The following is an 18,169-nucleotide window of genomic DNA, read 5'->3' on the forward strand; positions in this document are numbered from 1 at the left end:
GAAGCTTGTTGAAGAATTGATACAGGAGGAAGAAGCAGATGGTAAAAGCCATAAAAGTAATGCTCGTACCAAACAACGCGCAAAACACTAAGATGTTTCAGTATGCAGGTGCCGCAAGATTTGCTTATAACTGGGCTTTAGCCAAGGAAAATGAAAACTATAAAAAAGGCGGTAAATTCATTTCAGATTCAGAGCTTAGAAAAGAATTTACAAGACTTAGAAATTCTGATGAGTACAGTTGGCTGAAAAATATTTCAAACAACGTAACCAAGCAGGCAATCAAAGACGCATGTATAGCCTATAAGAACTTTTTCAAAGGTTTACAATACTTGTCGATATCGATTTGCAATCAGATTAATCAAAACAGAAACAGATACAATATTTACTTGGGAAAGAGTAAAGCTTAATCTTGATGAATATGCTAATAGAATAGTTTTTATACGAAAGACAGGGTTTACTTTTTATAATACGAGTGCAACTGCCAGGGATTTTATTGTTGAAGAGATTTGGAGCAAGGCCGAGAACCGGAAGGTCAAGCCCTTCACTAATTATGATGATGTTGAGCTATCCTTTGCAGAACTAAAGGAAATTATGGAGAATCACTACCCAGATTATTATAAACCGCTGTCTTGTGTCAAAGGCATCTACATGATCATTGATGGTAACACAGGAAAACAATATGTCGGAAGTGCATATGGCACCGAAGGCATATGGGGAAGATGGAATACATATGCACTTACTTGTCACGGGGATGATGAGGAACTGTTGAAGCTGTATGAAGCTAATGGAGAGAAGTATTTTGACAAGTACAAATTCATAATCTTACAGATATTACCAATGAAGATTTCGAATAAAGATGTGATAGACAGGGAGACCGCTTATAAAAAGAGATTTTTGACTAAGGACTTTGGGCTGAATAATAACTGAGAGTGCTGGTACAAGTCGTATCATAGTTAATAATGAAATGATCAGGTGTCTGCCCTTTTTACGGAAAATCATTGGCTGTATCAAAATCCTTAAAAGGAAGCTGTAGAGATATTTTTAGAATATTTAGAAGTTATTAGGTAATTGCGAAACTCATTAGAAATTTATGTGTAACCTTAACAAAAGCGTTCTTAAACGTTTTTTGAGAGCGGTAACGTGAACTGAGCTGATAAATCTTATTTAAGGCGCACTTTAATAAGGCTAGCACTTTATTAAGTTGGTAAGTCCTATGCTATGAGAGGCTTGAGGCTTCTGATGTATTCATGGTGATGAATCTTGTCAGCAAGCACGACAGATATTAGCTGAGTGATTCCAGCAAGTATCAGATCGGCATGCAAAGTTTTCTCATTCTGAGCGCGGCGGCCAGCCAAACAAAGGTTGTCCTTCATGTGATTGATATCCCGTTCTACGGTGGTCCTGATCTTATAGGTGTTAGCTGGTCCAGAGCACTATATCTTACATTTGGTGTAGGTACTTCCTTGATGCTGGCGGTATCAGGCTGGTTATTTACAAGTGGTGAAATTGCTGCAGATTATATGGTAGGCATGGTACTCTTTGCGTTTGATTTGTTTGTTTCGATTAAAAGCTATTATGGACAGATGACAAGGTTAACTGTAACAGCAACGAGTTTAGACAGAATAGAAGAGGTGTTTGCAGCAAAAGAACTTAAAGATGAGGGTGATTTGGTAATAGCCAAAAAGACTAATGAGAACACGGATTCAGTTATTGAATATAGCAACGTATGTTTTGGATATACTGATAAAGATGTATTAAAGAATATTTCGTTTGAAATGAAGAAGGGGGAGATGACAGCTCTTGTAGGACCGTCAGGTAGTGGAAAATCTACAATTGCATCACTTCTTGCCAGATTTTGGGATATTAAGAATGGAAGCATTAAGGTAAAGGGTGAAGATATAAAAAATGTTTCTTTAGGAAGCCTTATGGACCAAATTAGTATGGTGTTTCAAAGAGTATATCTTTTCCAAGATACTATATATAACAATATAGCTATAGGAAGACCTAATGCCACTAAAGAAGAAGTTATAGAGGCTGCAAAGAAAGCTAGATGTTATGACTTTATTATGGGTCTTCCGGAAGGTTTTGATACAATGATTGGTGAAGGTGGAGCTTCTCTTTCTGGTGGTGAAAAGCAGCGAATTTCCATTGCGAGATGCATTCTTAAGGATTCTCCGATTGTAATTTTAGATGAAGCAACAGCTAGTGTTGATGCGGATAATGAACGTGCCATACAAGAAGCAATTTCTGAATTATGTAATAATAAAACACTTTTGGTTATTGCACATAGGTTAAAGACAATCAAAGATGCAGATCAGATTCTAGTTGTATCTGATGGACAAATTGTAGAGCGTGGAAATCATGATAAACTCATGGAAGAAAAAGGGGTTTATGCTCATATGGTTTCAGTTCAGGCATCATAAATATCCAAGGTCCTCTGTATGAGGACCTTTCAGACCGAAAATCTAAAATAGGAGTTTTAGATTTATGGAGATTAAAAGAGATAGATATTTAAATAAGCTTATAAGTAAGCGAAATAATGGATTAATTAAGGTTATGGGACTGTTGGACTTTTTATTGAATGAAAATAGCCTTGATTCTTAATGTGAAATATTAACAGCTTATACTCGTGGAAAATAGCTAAAAATCGGCCTTGTGGAGGTATTTGAAAAAATGCTCCCACAGGGCTTTCTTAATGCACAGAAAAACGATATATTAGATAAAAATGGTTTTGGGAGGAAAGTATGACTAGAAATAAGACTAACATTGTTCCTTTTGAGATGAAGTATTTGAATGAATATTATGATGGATTCAATTCTGAGATTACTAAGTATCAATGGCCAGATCCGTTCAATAATATTGATGAAGCGAGAGAGCTTTTACAGGAATTTTTGGACGAAATGGAAAGAGGAGAGACTTTATTATTTTCAGTCCTTGATTCCGATGAAAGATTTGTTGGAAGTGTTGAGATGCATGGTCTTTCGGAAGACTGTCCTGAATTAGGTGTTTGGATTGCAGAAGCAGAGCAGGGGAAAGGCTATGCCTATGAAGCGCTTTCTAATTTATTGGATTTTGCAAAAGAAAAGTATGGTAAGCAGAATTTTTTCTATGAAGCGGACGTTAGAAATGCTGGCAGCATTCTGATTTTGTAGTCTGGAATGCTTTTTCTAGAATAGAGAGGGTGGCTGATGAAGTATACAGAAACGGCGGTTGTAACTGGGACAGCTCATATAGCAAGATGCTTAAAGCAGTTGAGAGATATCTGGCTATGGGAACACCGCTGGAGGATACGGATATTGAAGCAGCAAGGAATGCTGCGCTTGAAATAAATAACAGTAAAGGTTGCTGCGACATGGAGCCTGTTGACCTGTTGAAAGAGCTAGCAGTGAAGTGGGTAAGCCTTAACAGCGATCCGATCGAACTTGGAAAGGTTTCGTATAAAAGATAACTGTTTTCGGGAAGAGCAGTGTTCATTCATATTCCGACTATAAAACATATGGACGAACAATTGACTTATGTAATGAAACTGGTATTAGGAGAAAAACTATATGTATGAAAAAATTTCATTCCCAGAACATGAATATGAATCTATTCAAAACTATTTAAATAACTTAGGACATTGTTATACAACAAGAGTATATAAAGAAGTAGGAAAATACATAGTAGGTAAATCATATATCGCCCCGTGGGGTGATATATTAAAAATAGACGATGTTCAAACATATTGGAAAGTATCTGATCGTCCTTACTATGATGAAATGACAGACAATGAAAAAATGGAGATTCGCAAATATTCTGAAGATATAGGATTACCGTATGAGTTTATAAGGTTTTCTAAAAGTACAGAAAAATCTTGCTAAATCGGAATTTTTAGAGGCAAATTATATTTCAGTTTTATATGACCATCTAACTAATTCGGTGATATGAAATGAATATAAATAATCTATTCAACTCTGGCGAAGAAATTGTAGAAACTGAAAGGCTTATAATGAGACGAATTATTAATGATGATGAATACAACACAATATGGGACCGCTTATTTACGGAGTTTTGCTTTAAACCTTTATATGATGATTGGAGGGACCATCCTTGGATAAAGGTTCCACAGCCTAGTAAAGCATATAAGATAGCATCATCTTATTGGGATGAGAAAACTGAAATGATGGTGAATTCGCTGTTTGAGAAGGTTTCTGACAGAGCAGTCTATGCACTTGATTATCAGCATGACTGTTTTGAGTACAATCCCTCTGAGCATATTCCATATCAATACAGCTATGAGGAAGGCGGCTTCAATTTTTATTTTCCTACTTATTACCCGAACGGAGATTATCATTTCTTCATAGATAAAGACTGGACCTATGGCATGTTTGGTCATCCCTGGAAGCAGGAGATTGTAGTCTGGGGAAAAGAGCTAATAGAGCAGTTCGATAAGCTTAATAATAATCCGGATGTGTTCGATCTGGTACATTACGAAGAATGGGATAAAGAAGGCTTTTCAGTCCCTGAAGAATTCATATTATCAGACAAAAGCTATTTGCATGAGGCAATTAAAGTCTTTTATGCTGCTGGCGGTTATGATTTTTTTAAAGTAAAAAATCATAAGAAATATGCTTCAAATTGGCTGGATTTCATAGGGAATCTTTATGCCCAGATTGAAGCAGGTAAGTATAAAAGTGATGGACAATCTCACGAGAGCCCTCTTAGTGATATGGAGAAAGAATCGCTTCGAAAGCAGGATGTGCCCAGTATATTTATCGACTGAACAAAAGGGTACAATAGTGGAAAATATTTTTCAGAATTATGTACGATGACAAAGTGCGGGGCGGAATTTTAAAAATATGCCTTAACAAGATGTGTTTGTTTTCTGAAGGCATATTTTTTATATATTATTGATCTTTGATTTGCCTTTGCATGCCTTTAAAAGCCCTTTGTATCTATTAAAGGCATACATTACGTATGGAAAACCTTCACTGGCACCAAAATGTATGCCCTATAGCTATATTTTTTCTTATATAAGGCATACATTGAAATATTTTCATTTTTGACTAAACCATCAATAATTCCCGAATTTAGTCACTCTTTTTGGAGCTTCTAATGATGCTTGAGTGACTCAGATGAAGCTTCAGCTTGAGGAAAAGAAGGTAAAGCTGTTTTTGGTGAAGTGACCGGTGTGTCAGTTACGATTGTGCCAAATACAAAGACAATTACTGCCAAAACTTTGATTACATTGCTCATGGCTAAATTCTCCTTTATTATATATATTCTTCAACGTTCCTACTTATATTCACAAGCAGGAATACTCTGATGATAGTCGAAACAACGATCAGTATATCTATTATCCTTGGTAACTCCCAACTAATAAAATACTGCTCCATGTGGCAGAAGAGAGCTACAAGTAATATCGCATTTGTAACTGCCCATGAAATTTTTGTGTTCCTAACACTAGCATTCTTCAATAGTCCAAATACTGCAATGCTTTCTGTCAAAATCTCAAGCATAAAAAGTATAAAGAATAATCTGAAGTCAAATGCCATAAGTGCAATATCTGCAGAATAGAAGTTAAATGTACAGAAAATATTGGCTATAAAATCAATAATGAATATACCAAGCAGCACATTGAAAGTAAGTACGGATTTCTTCAAAAGGGACTCACTGTCAATAGCCTGTATATTCATGATAGCTAGATAAACAAGCGGAATCTTTACAAGCATGAGACCATATGACAGTATACTAAGCGCTCCAGGTCTATACGGTACAACAAATTCAAGAACTGCTACAATCATAATTGAGAGGCTATATATAAGTAAGCCTTTGTCTTTATATCTTTTCATCTTTGATTCTCCAGCCTGTTTCCTTCAAAATCATATTCATGATAAGCTCCGTAATATGTGTCAGTATAAGCAATAATAGTTTCAGCAGCTTTATCGAACTCAAATTTAACATAATTACGAGATGGTCAAAAGGTTATTAGCGCGTAATATTCGAATATTTTATTGACAACAAAGCACTTTACAAAGTATATTTGTTGAAACAGAATACACAGACGCCTATTGCTACCGAGTAGTGGGATTCACGTCATTTCTTTACCGTTAGGTCTTAGCAGGTAAGGAAATGGCGTATTTTATTATATGGAGGTATTTTTATGAAGTGGATTTATTTGTTGATTGCGGGCTTGCTTGAGATTACGTGGGCTGTAGCAATGAAAATGTCAAATGGGTTTACAGTACTTATTCCATCTATTATCACAGGAATAGGCTATATAGCCAGCGCAGTGTTTTTAGCGATAGCTTTAAAACAGCTTCCATTGGGTACAGCTTATGCTATGTGGACTGGTATTGGAATATTGGGAACGACACTTTTAGGCGTTTTCTTTTTCAATGAAAAACTGTCAGTTTCACAGTTGGTTTGTGTTATTCTGATAGTAATTGGAATAGCTGGGCTTAAGATTTTAGCGAAAGAATGAGGTGTTTGAGATGTTTAGAGAAATGCGTAGATTTAAACAGCAGGTGTCAGAAGCTGAGTGCATTGATATTTTAAAAAGTACCAAGAGAGGTGTTTTATCTGTAATAGGCGATGATGGATATCAATATGGAATGCCAATTAACCATTATTATTGTGAGGATGATGGTAAGATTTATTTCCATGGAGCAAAGGCTGGGCACAAGATAGATGCAATCAAGACTTGCGATAAGGCTAGCTATTGTGTTTATAATGATGGCTTTCGTAAAGAAGGAGATTGGGCACTAAATATCACCAGTGTAATCACTTTTGGTAGAATTCATCTGGTTGAAGATGAAGAAGTGGCGCTTAAAATTTGTTCAGAGCTTACAAAGAAGTTTACAGATGATAAGGTTTATCTGGAGAACGAGATTAGGAATTCTTTCAGAAATGTTCAGTTCTTGGAATTGGTTCCGGAGCATATGACAGGAAAGTTAGTTAATGAGTCATAAATGGGCGACCAAGATATTCAAAGTTAATCGCACAATTTAAGTTTGTCAGACAAAACTAAATAAAATCTTACATAGACCAGTACCCTAGGGACGTCCAGATTCGTACTGGTCTATTATTATCCATGAAAAAAATGTGGATATCCGCAAAAATTTCATGTGAACTGTTGTGATGTAGGTTAGGAATGTTATAATGTATACATGAAAAAAGTGCGGATAACCGCAAAAATGTCGTGAGGTTAAAATGTTTGCAAGAAAGCAGTATTTAGATCAATTAATAAAAAAAGAAATAATGGTCGTGTAAAAATCATTACAGGAATGAGACGATGTGGCAAGTCGGTATTATTATTTCAACTTTACAAGGAGTATTTATTGTCTGAAGGTGTAAAAGAAAGTAATATTATCACCCTTGCGTTGGATACCTTGGAATATGCAAAATATCGTAATCCTATTGAATTAGATAAATACATTAGAGAAAAGATTATTGATGATAAAAAAAGATATTACGTTTTTATTGATGAAATCCAGTTTGTTTCTGAAATTAGAAAACCATATGTAGATGATCTTGAAGCGAAGATTACATTTATAGATGTGATTATGGGCAAACAGGGGAGTCGAATCAGAGACAGCTGTTCAGGCAGCTATCGCTAACAAGTAATCTGAGATTACTACACTGCGTTGCATAAAATGAAATTAACTTCAAATTGCCAGAGGACATGATGAGAAAGAAATTATTATTATTTATTATTTATGGTTTTATATTTATATCTTTTTTTTATGGATTTAATCTTCAGGAACCTTCACTTTCGGTAGATTTTGGCGATGGTACTATGTACGCAGTATGTTATACAGAAGCGGGAAGGTTAATAAATAATATAGTTAGCGCTATTTTTGTAATCATAATGATTATTCCGTTGATTATAGATTTATTGAATAAAAAAATAAAATTAACGTATAAGATATGGCCTATATTGGTTAGTTATACCATTGCCTTGGGTATATGTTTTATTATGATTTTCCATTATAATCCTATAGCAGATTTATCACACAAGGCATTTATATTTTTTAATGAAAATGTCGTAAAGATGCAATATTTGGAAATCCTTTGAAACTATGCTTCTTGAATGGTGCAAAAATAGTACCAACGAATTATATGCAACAATCAATTATGATGTGCTTGCACTTATTATTGAAAATGTTACCGGTCAAAAATACGAGGATTATATTACAGAGACTGTTCTTAAAGATGTAGGAATGAATGAGTCATTTTTTAGGACTTCATACTCTGACAAACAGCGTATCTTTACGGGACGTAAGGATGGCTCTTTTGGAATGTGGCAATATGATGCGCCAACCTATTATGGAAATACTGCAGCCGGCTATCTTGTTTCTGACACTAATGATTTGGTTACATGGATGAGGTATGTCAGGGAAAAAATAGATTTTAATTCTTTTCAGATAACAGATGCAAATAATTACTATGCAGGTTGGAATTTACATCCGGAAACTGTACACCACGGGGCTACAAAGAGTTACAATGCAACTTTTGTTTGTATTTGATTTATCTCGAAAGTTATCTTGCAAAGGTCACTGAGATCCTTTGCCTCCCAGTTCATTTCTATTCGTTCTGTGACAATTTCTATGTCAGAGTTTATTGCCTCTAATACGAGGAGAAATGACTATGGATATGGCAATGGATGTCCATAAAAACTCACTTGATGAGGATAATAGGAGATTCGTTCCGGATGAAGTTTTTGAGACAATTGAAGATGCCAAGGAAACTATAGAGTTTATAATGACGCAGTATAATTCTACTGAAGGACCTCTTATCTATGCACTGATTACAAAGGAAGAAGGAACGAATATCGGTTATGTGCAGTTGGTTCCAATCGATGATGGTAAATGGGAAATAGGATATCATGTAGCAAAACAGTACACTGGAAAAGGTTATGCTTCAGAGGCAGTAAGAGCTTTTCTTCCGGTGATAACAGATAGAGTTGGCATAGCAGAAGTTTATGGAATTAGCCTTATAGAGAATAAAGCATCAGGCAGAGTTCTTGAAAAATGTGGATTCGAAACCTTTTTTACCGGAGAAGGCCCATATCATGACGGAGTATATGAGATCAGTAAAAGTGTTTGGAAGAAATGCTGATAGTCATTTATACCGGAATATAATCATATAATTTTAGCCTCTATCTTGTAATGAGATAGAGTTTTTTTATATCAAATAAGAAAATGTTATAATAAACATGACATATAGATGTCGTGTTTGCAATGATATGATTTTAGTGGAGTGAAAGATAATGAAGATATAATTCCAGGGTATTACATGAACAAGGTTCACTGGAATTTTGTTAAAGCAGATGGTGAGGTGCCGGATAATATTCTGATGGATTTGCTGGATCATGCATACCAGATAGTGCTTGGAGATTTAAGCAAGAAGGGTGACCATCAGATAGAAGGGTATTTTGACTATGTTGTTCCGCCCTTGGAAGGCTTCTGGTGGCAGCAGGACGTGGACGGTATTGATTATGCCCACAAAGAGAACTTCCACTGGATTTCTGTAATCCGTCTTCCAGACTTTGTTACCAAGCAGGATTTTGACTGGGCGATAGCAGAGGCTACAAGGAAAAAGAAAATGGATTTTTCCAAGGTGGAGTTCCTAACCGTTGAGGAAGGCTTGTGTGTACAGTGTATGCATATCGGCTCCTATGATGATGAGCCTGCAACGGTACAGATGATGCACGAATTTATTGAGCAGCAGGGCTACGAGCTTGACATTACTGATAAAAGACTTCACCATGAAATATATCTTAGTGATGCAAGGAAGGTAGCTCCGGAGAAACTTAAAACTGTGATAAGACATCCTATAAAGCAGAAAGATACAAGTAACTTCTAACTATGACTGACCCAAAGAAATAACTAAATCTGGTAATGTAAATTGGAGGAATGATCATGGAATATATTAGAGTTACCAAGGACAATTTAGAGGAAGAGCACATTTGCTGCGCTATATCCAATAATAAAGACGTTCAGGTTTCATCAAAGAAAGCCTGGCTTGCAGATAGATTCGATGAGGGACTTGTCTTTTTAAAGAGCGCGGAGCGTGGCAAATGCTTTATTGAGTACATTCCTGCTGAGAGTGCATGGATCCCTATTGAGGCTGATGGTTATATGTACATAGATTGCCTGTGGGTTTCTGGCTCTTTTAAAGGACATGGCTATTCCACAGAGCTTCTAAATGCCTGCGTTGCAGACAGCAAGGAAAAGGGTAGGAAAGGACTTTGCATTCTTTCATCAGCCAAGAAAAAGCCATTTCTTGCGGATCCTAAGTTCTTGAAATATAAAGGCTTTGAAGTATGCGATGAAGCTGATAATGGTATTCAGCTTTGGTACCTGCCATTTGATAAGAAGGCTGATAAGCCAGATTTCAAGGAATGTGCCAAGCATCCACACATAGATGAAAAAGGCTATGTGCTTTATTACACAAACCAGTGTCCATTCAATGCTAAGTATGTTCCAGTCCTGGAAGAAACAGCTAAGAAGAACAACATTCCGTTCAAAGCAATCAAGATCCAAAGTAGAGACGAAGCCCAGAATGCGCCTACTCCTATTACAACATATTCTTTCTTCTGTGATGGCGAGTACGTGACCAACGAGCAGATGAATGATAAGAAATTCCTTAAGCAGATTGGAAAGTAATAATACATAGTTGATGCGAGATTCATGTCAGAAAAAGAGTCGCAGAGAGGTTTTTACGATAGTAATTCGTGAAAACCTCTTTTTTCTTGCGCTTCAATATAGTATCATCAAAGAAATGCAGATGAGATGCGCATTCTTGGAAGATTAATGACTGGATGCCTAACATTGTGGAAATAGTTTTTGATAAAAGAGATGTCGTTGAGATAAACGAAATAGGGCATAAAGAAAAAAGCAAATAAAGGGGATACAAAATGTCTTTATCAGAAAGAGCACTAGAGATACTTGATCGATACAATAAAACAGAAGATGTGATAGAAACTACCAAGAAATTTGTATATGAGATGTTAGGGCCAACACCCGATAGAGGCGACATGCTCTATCGCTACGAACATTCAATACGAGTTGCAGAAAACGGCAGAATGATTGCGATTGCTGAGAACCTCCCTGTCACCGATACTGTTGTTGCCTGCCTTCTTCATGACGTTGGCTACAGAGAATGTGGTGACGACTGGCGCATACATCCACAGGTAAGCGCCGATATTGCCGCAGAGTATCTTGCCAGAATAGGCTATGATCCTGATATGGCAAAAGAAATAGTGCAGGGAATCGGAAGGCATAATCTGACTGACACGTTACCTGAGGATATGAGCGTATTCCAGACCACCATCAGAGACAGCGATGATATCGACAGATTCGATATTATCAGGATTGCAATGGCTATGGGCAGCTCTGTTCACGAAAAGACAAATGTTGAGATCATCGAATCCTGTCAAAAGCAGATTGATATAGCTAGATGGTACATGACACTTCCAAGGGGAACTAAGACTGCCAAGGATATGATGGATAAAGAACTAATTCAGAGAATTGAACTTCTTGAACAGATAATAGCGCAGGCTAATAAAGGCTTTGAATAAAACAATGAATGCTTCAATCAAAGAAGGCAAAAAGGGATACTCAGTTGCTCTTAGAACAGGACCAGGCATGTATGAGTGCGACAGGATTACTCATTTATGCCGGCGACTATACTTCATTTATTCGCTGACAGAAAAGAAAAGACCATATGGATACATCTTTTTTCGTTGTTCATAATCATCATTGCTGTAATTATGAAGTTTGCTGCCATTGAATATCCGGCAATTACGCTGGTATTGTGGTATTTCTATATCTGGTTCTTTTACGGATATTTGATCATAAAGAGATACTTGATAAAGCATTAAATTTGAACGTAAATAGCAGAAGAGGGTGTTTACTCTATGATAAGAAAAGCAACTATAGAAGACTTATCGCGTATAGCGGAGATACAGATTTTTAATTATCGTTTGTATTTTTACCCAATATAAAATATACAATAAAATGGGAATGCTTAAGTAATAAAAAAGTTGTTGAAAAAAGGTTGATTACTTGTATATTATAGGTAGTGGATGCGCTGTGGAATCTCGAGATGCCCACGGTCCAGAGAGTTCATGCGTGAGCTCTCTTTTTTGTTTTGGAGGAACTTTTTGTGGCAAAAGTGTTTTATACATATCAGCAACAGTTGGATAAGCTTGAAATAGAAAAGGACCTGATAATTCAGGACAGGAACTATGCTGAGAATAAATTAAAGGAAATAAGCTATTATTCTCTGATTGGCGGATATAAGCAACCTTTTAAGCACTTGCCGTCTGGAAAATATCTTAGAGGTGTTACTTTTGAAGAGATAGTAAATCTCTACTATTTCGATGAAGAAATGAGATCTTTACCTGAATATTTCGGGTGTGAGAAAAGCATAGAAGAGTCGCAGTTTGGGAATGATAAATCCTTGGGCTGCGGCTTTTTATGTATGGCTAAAATAGTAAATACTTTTCCTTTTTGTTGAGTGATTATATAATTTGATAGATTGGTAAATCAGGAATATTTGCAGGAGGACAACATGATAACTGTAAGTACAGATGAAGGCGATCATTCTTTCAAATCAGTAGATGATGTATTAAAATTTGTACAATCATCAGCAAAGGATAATATTGAACTATGGATTAGCGGAAAGCAATCCTATCCCTGTATAACTATATGTATTTGCGGAGAATATGCAGCTATTAATTATTTTCAAAATGATACAGGTGATATGTGGCTGTCTTATAATGAGGAAAATCAAGAAGAGGTTACTTTTATGGCTGATGGGGAAGAATGGAAGCCGGATGCCAATGCGGTCATCAGTTTAAACAGTGCGTTTTCTTGCATTAGGGAATTTTGTGCTACTTATGGAAGACCAGCTTGTATTCAGTGGCAAGAGTTATAACTTTAAGTTTGATGGAATGGTTATCTTTTAGTAAAAAGGATAAGAAGAAATGAAAAAAGATTGGATTCATATTGCGGAAGAACGCATTACTGTTGAGGAATATGTTGATTTTTTAAAGAGGACGGATTTGGGGTCACAATATCCAAAAGAGCGTTTTGAAGAACGAATCAGGAAGCTTGTCAAGAATGTTTCCATCAGCCTGATTGCGCGTAATGATAAAGGTCTAATTGTTGGGGGGTGTTTGGGCTTACAGATTTCTGCTATTGGTTGTACGTGACAGACCTTGGGGTGGATAGGAATTATGAGAGACAAGGTATCGCAAGCAAGCTCATGAAGACTGCGCATGAAATTGCCGTTTCATATTTTCAGGCATAGAATGAAATGGAAAAACTAGCACCTGGTGTATATATTTCGTCTGATGCTTGGGAAGATAGATTGTATTTATTGCAGCTTCGTAACAGGAAAATTGTTTTTTCACATGAGTCCGCTTTGTACATGCATAATCTTTCTGATAGAGAACCTTTTTCGCCGGTCATTACTGTCGGGAGAGGATATAATGCGAAACATCTAAAAGATAATGGCGTTGTAGTTCATACGGTAAGATCGGAGTGGTTAGAGCTTGGATTAACGCATGCACAGACATTCACCGGAAATACAGTACGAATCTATGACAGAGAACGTTGTATTTGCGATATTATCAAGAATAAAAAAAAGATGGATATTCAAGTATTTCAAATGGCTTTGACATCTTATTTTACTAATGGTGATAAAAATATTCATAACCTTATGAAATATTCGGAGATTATGGGGATTTCAGATAAGGTGAGACAATATACAGAGGTATTATTATGATTAAAAGTGCTACAGCCGTAAAGGCAAAGATAAAAAAACAAGGTAGGTGGAAATAGTGATAAACCCCAGATAATGCTGAGAATATATCTGATGGAACGACTTTTGGAGAGAGTTTCTCTATCAAAGTATAGAGATAACTTTGTGCTAAAGGGCGGCCTTCTAGTGTCTTCATTAGTTGGCGTGGATATGCGTTCAACTATGGATGTAGATACTACTGTAAAATCACTTTTTTTTGAAAAAATTGAGATGTTGTAACCATTGCGACTACATCAATAGGAATATGTTGCCTTCAGCAACCGCGCTCGGCGCGAGCATGTTGCAAGCAACATGCTTTCTTGGAAGGATGTGGAATATGGAAACTAAGGCTAAAAAATCAACACAGGAAGAACGTCTTGATTATCTTGTAGAAGAGTTCAAGGCAGATTCTGATGAATATAAGGAATTACAGACTCCAAATAGTACGGAAGATAAAAGACGAATATTAAGGTCACTAATGAATATCCGTATGCCAAAAGAATTATCTTCTGAAGTCATGAAAGTACAGGATGAATATCTGACAGAAAGAGCAGCTGAAAAGGGTGTGGTGAATTTATCAGACATCCCGGTTATCAGGGATGGACTTTCTATCTGGCAAGGAGACATCACAAGACTTTCGGTGGATGCTATTGTTAATGCCGCTAATTCGCAGATGCTTGGCTGTTTTGTTCCGATGCACACCTGTATAGATAACTGTATCCATACTTTTGCAGGAGTGCAATTAAGAGCTGAGTGCAACAGGCAGATGAATGAACTTCGAATCAGATATGGAAGAGATTATGAGCAGCCGACCGCCGTTCCAATGCTCACTGAAGCGTATAATCTTCCGGCAAAGAAAGTTATTCATATAGTAGGACCAATTGTTCAATACAAACTTACTCCTGAATTGGAAAAGGATTTGGAGAACTGCTATAGAAACACTTTGGATATGTGTGCTGAAAATGGCCTGAAGAGTGTTGCATTTTGCTGTATCTCAACAGGGGTATTTCATTTTCCTAACGAGAGAGCTGCTGAGATTGCGGTTAAGACTGTATCAGAATGGCTCCGTGATAATCCTGGTAAGGTAGAAAGGGTGATATTCAATGTTTTCAAAGATGAAGATAAGGCCATTTATGAAAAACTTATATGATGAAGAGCAAATAAAAAGGCTTTTGCATGAAATCAAGGAAGCAGACGCCATTGTCATTGGCGCAGGTGCCGGACTATCAACATCTGCTGGCTTAACATATAGCGGAGAACGTTTTGAGAAATATTTCTATGACTTTGCCAAAAGATTTGGAATAAGAGATATATATTCAGGAGGATTCTATCCGTTTCCTAGTAAAGAAATACGCTGGGCTTGGTGGGCGAGACATATTTATTTCAACAGATATATTGATGCTCCAAAGCCAGTGTATAGTGATCTTCTTAAGATGGTTTCCGATAAGGATTATTTTGTTATCACAACAAATGTAGATCACCAGTTTCAAAGAGCAGGTTTTGACAAGAAAAGACTGTTCTATACTCAGGGTGATTACGGTTTGTTTCAGAGCGTGAATCCTGCTATTCAGAAAACCTTTGATAATGAAGATTGGGTAATGAAAGCTATGGAAGCACAAGGGTTTGTAAGAGATGATCAGGGAGTATTTCAGGTACCGATTGACGGTAAGCTACTAATGGAAATTCCTTCTGAGCTGATTCCCAAGTGCCTTGATGACGGCTCTGATATGACTATGAATTTGAGAGCTGATGATTCTTTTGTCGAGGATGAAGGATGGCATAGGGCATCTGCGGCATATTCTGATTTTATTAGTAGATATGAGAATCACCATGTACTTTACCTTGAACTGGGCGTAGGAGCTAATACGCCTGTAATTATAAAGTATCCATTCTGGCAGATGACATTGGCAAATGATAAAGCTGTATATGCCTGCGTAAATTTTGGTGAAGCATTCTGTCCTGAGGAAATTGCAGATAGAAGTATATGTATTGATGGTGATATTGCAAACATATTACAAGAGATTTGGCGCTCATTTTGAATTGTACATTCCTTGATGGAGGTTGATTCGGTATAATGGAGGATAGTTAAAATAACAATCGCAGTTTGTAGGGAACATGTTATGAAATACAATTTAAACAAGGAGCTTTCAAAAATGGGAAAGAAAAAAGCTCCATCTAAAATATATTTATATCCATTAGTGAATGTCTTCTTTCAGATGTATTCATGTAAATCAGATGATGATGTTCTTGTAACAGAACATTATATCCACGGATATAATGGTGCAAGGCTAAAAACTTTTTTGATTGAACCAAAGCATGCTGAGAAGGAATTGCCTTGTATTATTTTTTACCATGGTGGAGGCTTTTTATTGAGAGCATCAAAAACTCATTATCAAATAGCCAAATGGTATGCCTCAAAAGCTAGATGCAAGGTGGTTTTTGCTGATTATCGTTTGTTGCCAAAGTATAAATTTCCAGTTGCGATTGAGGACTGTTTTGAAACATACAAATGGGTATTGAATAATGCTGATGCATTAGGTATTAGTAAAAATAAGATACTATTGGCGGGGGATAGTGCTGGTGCAAATATCTCGGTGGCAGTAACGTTGATGTCAAAGGATAGAAATGTTCCTTGCCCTAAAGGCAATCTATTGATTTATCCAGTTTTAGATAGGCGGATGAATACGGCATCAATGGAAAAGTATACAGATACGCCAGTATGGGATTCTCGCCGAAATAAGATGTTTTGGAAAGCTTATTTAAAGGAATATACAAATGAGCAAATAAAGTATGCGTCGCCGATGGAAGCAGAATCATTAGCGGGCTTTCCTAATGGATATTCTTCAAATGGAATTCAAGACGTATGTAGCAGTAATGCTGATCATGCATTGCTTTGATATCACCATGGCAATCTTCGATGTGGCGAGGCATGTGATTTCCCAGAGCGGAAACACTATCCAAAACTCTACTGCAGTGAATGCATCCCAACTTGCGCAGATGCGTTCCACACTAGAGGCCATGTCCGTCGGACAGCTATACGGACAAGAACCATATCCATAACCACATCGTGTTTAATGCAATCTCTATGGATAGGAAAAAGAAGTTCCGGGATTTCTACTGTTACGTGCAAGTGCCATTGCGAGCAAGGATTCCATAGTTTGCGGCATTTTATTTTCCATACCGACAGTTACTATAACTATCAGCATTTGTGGGCTCCGCCCACAAATACCGGTAGTATTCTTGATTAAAGAATTGCTGCGTACTTGGGATTGCTTCGCAGTTTAGAAATGACATCTTCTGAGAAAAGCCCGATATACTGTTTGAATAAGCTTTCGCTGATATAAACAAAACGTGAAGGTAGTTCAACTGCGTCACTTACACCTGCGTTGGTTGGCCTTTTTATAGGTTCTTTAGCGGCCTCCATAAAGCTAGTGCCATGCTCATAGGCTTTTCCAAAACAGTCTGAGGTTTGTTTATAATCTTTATTCCTGTTACAAATACGCGCTGCATTCAAATAAAGCAGGCATATATCACTATTAAACCAACCATAATTACCATCTCCAAAAGTTGACTTATAAAGCATAGCAAGTGAAAGATATATGTCTGGATTATTGGCAGTTGCAAAATGCTCAAAATTCATATCTAGCAAATCTGCCAGTTGATGAAGCAGTGACAGAAGGGCTTCACTTACATATCGATCATATTTGCTGTCATGTATCATCACTGTACGAACCAATTCACGACAACTTGATAGAGAAGAACTTTGAAGGGCGATTTCTTCTATCTTCTGATAATCTCTGAGCCTGCCAAGTACTCCAATGAGCGAGGAATGAATAAGCTCTTTCATGTGAATATCGTCACAGTTCTGGTAAGCTTGCTCATATAGCTTGGCAGCTTCTTTTAATGCAGCAGTTTCATTCTTTTTTCTTTTGTCATTCGATGCAATCATCGAAAGAATCATAGCCAGTCTTTCCTGCAAATGCCATTCGTTTGGAAATTCAGATAATGCTTCTCGAAGAAACTGTTCATGCCTTTTTAATTGCTTTTTATCAGGAGTAACTCCTGGCTCCAATAGTCTGTTCGCTTTCTCAATGTATCTTGAAAGAGTACTTTCACGATCATTGTTGTAACCGAACAGTTCATCTATTGAAACATGGAAGTAGTTTGCTATTGCAGGAATCATCTCCATATCCGGATATGCCTTGTTTGCTTCCCATCGTGATACAGCTTGATTTGTTATTCCTAGCGCTGTTGCAAGATCATCCTGCGTTCTTCTGTCTCTTTTACGTAATTCCTTAATTTTGTTGCCTAACATGATCCTCATATTTAAGCTCTCCTTAGATGAATTCACCGGTGTGATTTCATTATATCGAAGAAT

Annotated in this window: 29 protein-coding genes and 3 pseudogenes; 28 read left to right on the forward strand and 4 right to left on the reverse strand. The window is 36.8% G+C overall.

What is annotated here, in order from left to right:
• The 3 genes and pseudogenes from G634_RS22145 to G634_RS18965 form a co-directional block, all read left to right on the forward strand.
• Nucleotides 1-91: pseudogene (locus G634_RS22145) on the forward strand (IS607 family transposase); the annotation flags it as partial.
• A gap of 1 nt (nucleotide 92) precedes the next feature.
• Nucleotides 93-407, forward strand: coding sequence for a helix-turn-helix domain-containing protein (locus G634_RS0111340; RefSeq protein ID WP_026505388.1), 315 nt, complete (start codon nucleotides 93-95; stop codon nucleotides 405-407).
• Nucleotides 408-591: 184 nt separating this feature from the next.
• Entirely contained in the window at nucleotides 592-927 is a 336-nt protein-coding gene (locus G634_RS18965) for a GIY-YIG nuclease family protein (RefSeq protein ID WP_051233880.1), read from the forward strand.
• A gap of 284 nt (nucleotides 928-1,211) precedes the next feature.
• On the opposite strand, the pseudogene G634_RS22005 reads toward G634_RS18965, so the two are convergent.
• Nucleotides 1,212-1,418, reverse strand: a pseudogene (locus G634_RS22005) (ISNCY family transposase); the annotation flags it as partial.
• Nucleotides 1,419-1,421: 3 nt separating this feature from the next.
• Between G634_RS22005 and G634_RS18970 the strand changes: the two are divergent.
• From G634_RS18970 to G634_RS0111375, 5 genes and pseudogenes are all read left to right on the forward strand, one after another.
• A pseudogene (locus tag G634_RS18970) lies at nucleotides 1,422-2,423 on the forward strand (ABC transporter ATP-binding protein); the annotation flags it as partial.
• 321 nt (nucleotides 2,424-2,744) lie between these two features.
• The gene (locus tag G634_RS18975) at nucleotides 2,745-3,152 is read left to right on the forward strand and encodes a GNAT family N-acetyltransferase (protein ID WP_051233882.1); all 408 of its coding nucleotides are present in this window, start codon (nucleotides 2,745-2,747) and stop codon (nucleotides 3,150-3,152) included.
• A gap of 29 nt (nucleotides 3,153-3,181) precedes the next feature.
• Nucleotides 3,182-3,448, forward strand: coding sequence for a hypothetical protein (locus tag G634_RS0111365; protein ID WP_026505389.1), 267 nt, complete (start codon nucleotides 3,182-3,184; stop codon nucleotides 3,446-3,448).
• Nucleotides 3,449-3,548: 100 nt separating this feature from the next.
• A complete protein-coding gene (locus G634_RS0111370; RefSeq protein ID WP_026505390.1) occupies nucleotides 3,549-3,860 on the forward strand; it encodes a hypothetical protein in 312 nt (103 codons plus the stop codon).
• Between the two features lie 68 nt (nucleotides 3,861-3,928).
• A complete protein-coding gene (locus G634_RS0111375) occupies nucleotides 3,929-4,762 on the forward strand; it encodes a DUF2716 domain-containing protein (protein WP_026505391.1) in 834 nt (277 codons plus the stop codon).
• A 329-nt stretch (nucleotides 4,763-5,091) separates the two neighbouring features.
• On the opposite strand, the gene G634_RS21220 is transcribed toward G634_RS0111375, so the two are convergent.
• Nucleotides 5,092-5,235 carry a hypothetical protein gene (locus G634_RS21220; protein WP_155830574.1) on the reverse strand — a complete coding sequence of 48 codons (144 nt, stop codon included), beginning with the start codon at nucleotides 5,233-5,235 and terminating at the stop codon, nucleotides 5,092-5,094.
• 17 nt (nucleotides 5,236-5,252) lie between these two features.
• Nucleotides 5,253-5,831, reverse strand: a complete 579-nt coding sequence (locus G634_RS0111385; protein ID WP_026505392.1) for a hypothetical protein — start codon at nucleotides 5,829-5,831, stop codon at nucleotides 5,253-5,255.
• 311 nt (nucleotides 5,832-6,142) lie between these two features.
• Between G634_RS0111385 and G634_RS0111390 the strand changes: the two genes are divergently transcribed.
• The 20 genes from G634_RS0111390 (at nucleotide 6,143) to G634_RS22155 (ending at nucleotide 16,948) form a co-directional block, all read left to right on the forward strand.
• Nucleotides 6,143-6,463 carry a DMT family transporter gene (locus G634_RS0111390; RefSeq protein ID WP_026505393.1) on the forward strand — a complete coding sequence of 107 codons (321 nt, stop codon included), beginning with the start codon at nucleotides 6,143-6,145 and terminating at the stop codon, nucleotides 6,461-6,463.
• A gap of 10 nt (nucleotides 6,464-6,473) precedes the next feature.
• Entirely contained in the window at nucleotides 6,474-6,950 is a 477-nt protein-coding gene (locus G634_RS0111395) for a pyridoxamine 5'-phosphate oxidase family protein (RefSeq protein WP_026505394.1), read from the forward strand.
• A 315-nt stretch (nucleotides 6,951-7,265) separates the two neighbouring features.
• Nucleotides 7,266-7,598 (forward strand): AAA family ATPase, encoded by a 333-nt coding sequence (locus G634_RS0111400; RefSeq protein ID WP_242826809.1) that lies wholly within the window; start codon nucleotides 7,266-7,268, stop codon nucleotides 7,596-7,598.
• Between the two features lie 68 nt (nucleotides 7,599-7,666).
• On the forward strand, nucleotides 7,667-8,056 hold the full coding sequence (locus G634_RS0111405) for a hypothetical protein (protein WP_026505396.1): 390 nt from the start codon (nucleotides 7,667-7,669) through the stop codon (nucleotides 8,054-8,056).
• 4 nt (nucleotides 8,057-8,060) lie between these two features.
• Nucleotides 8,061-8,507: a serine hydrolase gene (locus G634_RS0111410; RefSeq protein ID WP_026505397.1), complete on the forward strand. Its 447-nt coding sequence runs from the start codon at nucleotides 8,061-8,063 to the stop codon at nucleotides 8,505-8,507.
• A 121-nt stretch (nucleotides 8,508-8,628) separates the two neighbouring features.
• A complete protein-coding gene (locus tag G634_RS20410) occupies nucleotides 8,629-9,099 on the forward strand; it encodes a GNAT family N-acetyltransferase (protein WP_051233884.1) in 471 nt (156 codons plus the stop codon).
• Between the two features lie 159 nt (nucleotides 9,100-9,258).
• Nucleotides 9,259-9,846 (forward strand): GyrI-like domain-containing protein, encoded by a 588-nt coding sequence (locus G634_RS18985; protein ID WP_442855642.1) that lies wholly within the window; start codon nucleotides 9,259-9,261, stop codon nucleotides 9,844-9,846.
• Nucleotides 9,847-9,902: 56 nt separating this feature from the next.
• Complete coding sequence (locus G634_RS0111425) at nucleotides 9,903-10,649, forward strand: N-acetyltransferase (protein ID WP_026505398.1); 747 nt, start codon at nucleotides 9,903-9,905, stop codon at nucleotides 10,647-10,649.
• 251 nt (nucleotides 10,650-10,900) lie between these two features.
• On the forward strand, nucleotides 10,901-11,563 hold the full coding sequence (locus G634_RS20415; protein WP_026505399.1) for an HD domain-containing protein: 663 nt from the start codon (nucleotides 10,901-10,903) through the stop codon (nucleotides 11,561-11,563).
• A 587-nt stretch (nucleotides 11,564-12,150) separates the two neighbouring features.
• On the forward strand, nucleotides 12,151-12,504 hold the full coding sequence (locus G634_RS20420) for an Abi family protein (RefSeq protein WP_051233889.1): 354 nt from the start codon (nucleotides 12,151-12,153) through the stop codon (nucleotides 12,502-12,504).
• A 54-nt stretch (nucleotides 12,505-12,558) separates the two neighbouring features.
• A complete protein-coding gene (locus tag G634_RS0111445) occupies nucleotides 12,559-12,924 on the forward strand; it encodes an Imm1 family immunity protein (protein WP_026505400.1) in 366 nt (121 codons plus the stop codon).
• 49 nt (nucleotides 12,925-12,973) lie between these two features.
• On the forward strand, nucleotides 12,974-13,201 hold the full coding sequence (locus tag G634_RS19000) for a hypothetical protein (protein WP_051233891.1): 228 nt from the start codon (nucleotides 12,974-12,976) through the stop codon (nucleotides 13,199-13,201).
• An 11-nt stretch (nucleotides 13,202-13,212) separates the two neighbouring features.
• Nucleotides 13,213-13,299 carry a hypothetical protein gene (locus tag G634_RS22150; RefSeq protein WP_442855643.1) on the forward strand — a complete coding sequence of 29 codons (87 nt, stop codon included), beginning with the start codon at nucleotides 13,213-13,215 and terminating at the stop codon, nucleotides 13,297-13,299.
• A 6-nt stretch (nucleotides 13,300-13,305) separates the two neighbouring features.
• A complete protein-coding gene (locus G634_RS19005; protein ID WP_242826810.1) occupies nucleotides 13,306-13,776 on the forward strand; it encodes a type IV toxin-antitoxin system AbiEi family antitoxin domain-containing protein in 471 nt (156 codons plus the stop codon).
• Between the two features lie 90 nt (nucleotides 13,777-13,866).
• Nucleotides 13,867-14,031: a nucleotidyl transferase AbiEii/AbiGii toxin family protein gene (locus G634_RS22010; protein ID WP_242826811.1), complete on the forward strand. Its 165-nt coding sequence runs from the start codon at nucleotides 13,867-13,869 to the stop codon at nucleotides 14,029-14,031.
• Nucleotides 14,032-14,128: 97 nt separating this feature from the next.
• Entirely contained in the window at nucleotides 14,129-14,941 is an 813-nt protein-coding gene (locus tag G634_RS0111465; RefSeq protein ID WP_026505401.1) for a protein-ADP-ribose hydrolase, read from the forward strand.
• Nucleotides 14,925-15,830 (forward strand): SIR2 family NAD-dependent protein deacylase, encoded by a 906-nt coding sequence (locus G634_RS0111470; protein WP_081676601.1) that lies wholly within the window; start codon nucleotides 14,925-14,927, stop codon nucleotides 15,828-15,830. The genes G634_RS0111465 and G634_RS0111470 overlap by 17 nt, the downstream gene beginning before the upstream one ends.
• A 114-nt stretch (nucleotides 15,831-15,944) precedes the next feature.
• Nucleotides 15,945-16,688, forward strand: coding sequence for an alpha/beta hydrolase (locus G634_RS19010; RefSeq protein WP_051233893.1), 744 nt, complete (start codon nucleotides 15,945-15,947; stop codon nucleotides 16,686-16,688).
• A complete protein-coding gene (locus G634_RS21630; protein ID WP_242826813.1) occupies nucleotides 16,675-16,851 on the forward strand; it encodes a VirB6/TrbL-like conjugal transfer protein, CD1112 family in 177 nt (58 codons plus the stop codon). Before G634_RS19010 ends, G634_RS21630 begins: the two co-directional genes overlap by 14 nt.
• 7 nt (nucleotides 16,852-16,858) lie before the next feature.
• On the forward strand, nucleotides 16,859-16,948 hold the full coding sequence (locus G634_RS22155) for a hypothetical protein (protein ID WP_196805361.1): 90 nt from the start codon (nucleotides 16,859-16,861) through the stop codon (nucleotides 16,946-16,948).
• Between the two features lie 87 nt (nucleotides 16,949-17,035).
• Here the strand turns inward: G634_RS22155 and G634_RS0111485 are convergent, their stop codons facing one another.
• Entirely contained in the window at nucleotides 17,036-18,115 is a 1,080-nt protein-coding gene (locus tag G634_RS0111485) for a helix-turn-helix transcriptional regulator (RefSeq protein ID WP_026505403.1), read from the reverse strand.
• Nucleotides 18,116-18,169: the final 54 nt, after the last annotated feature.

It is taken from the genome of Butyrivibrio sp. NC3005, from assembly GCF_000424545.1.
Taxonomy (GTDB): Bacteria; Bacillota; Clostridia; order Lachnospirales; family Lachnospiraceae; genus Butyrivibrio.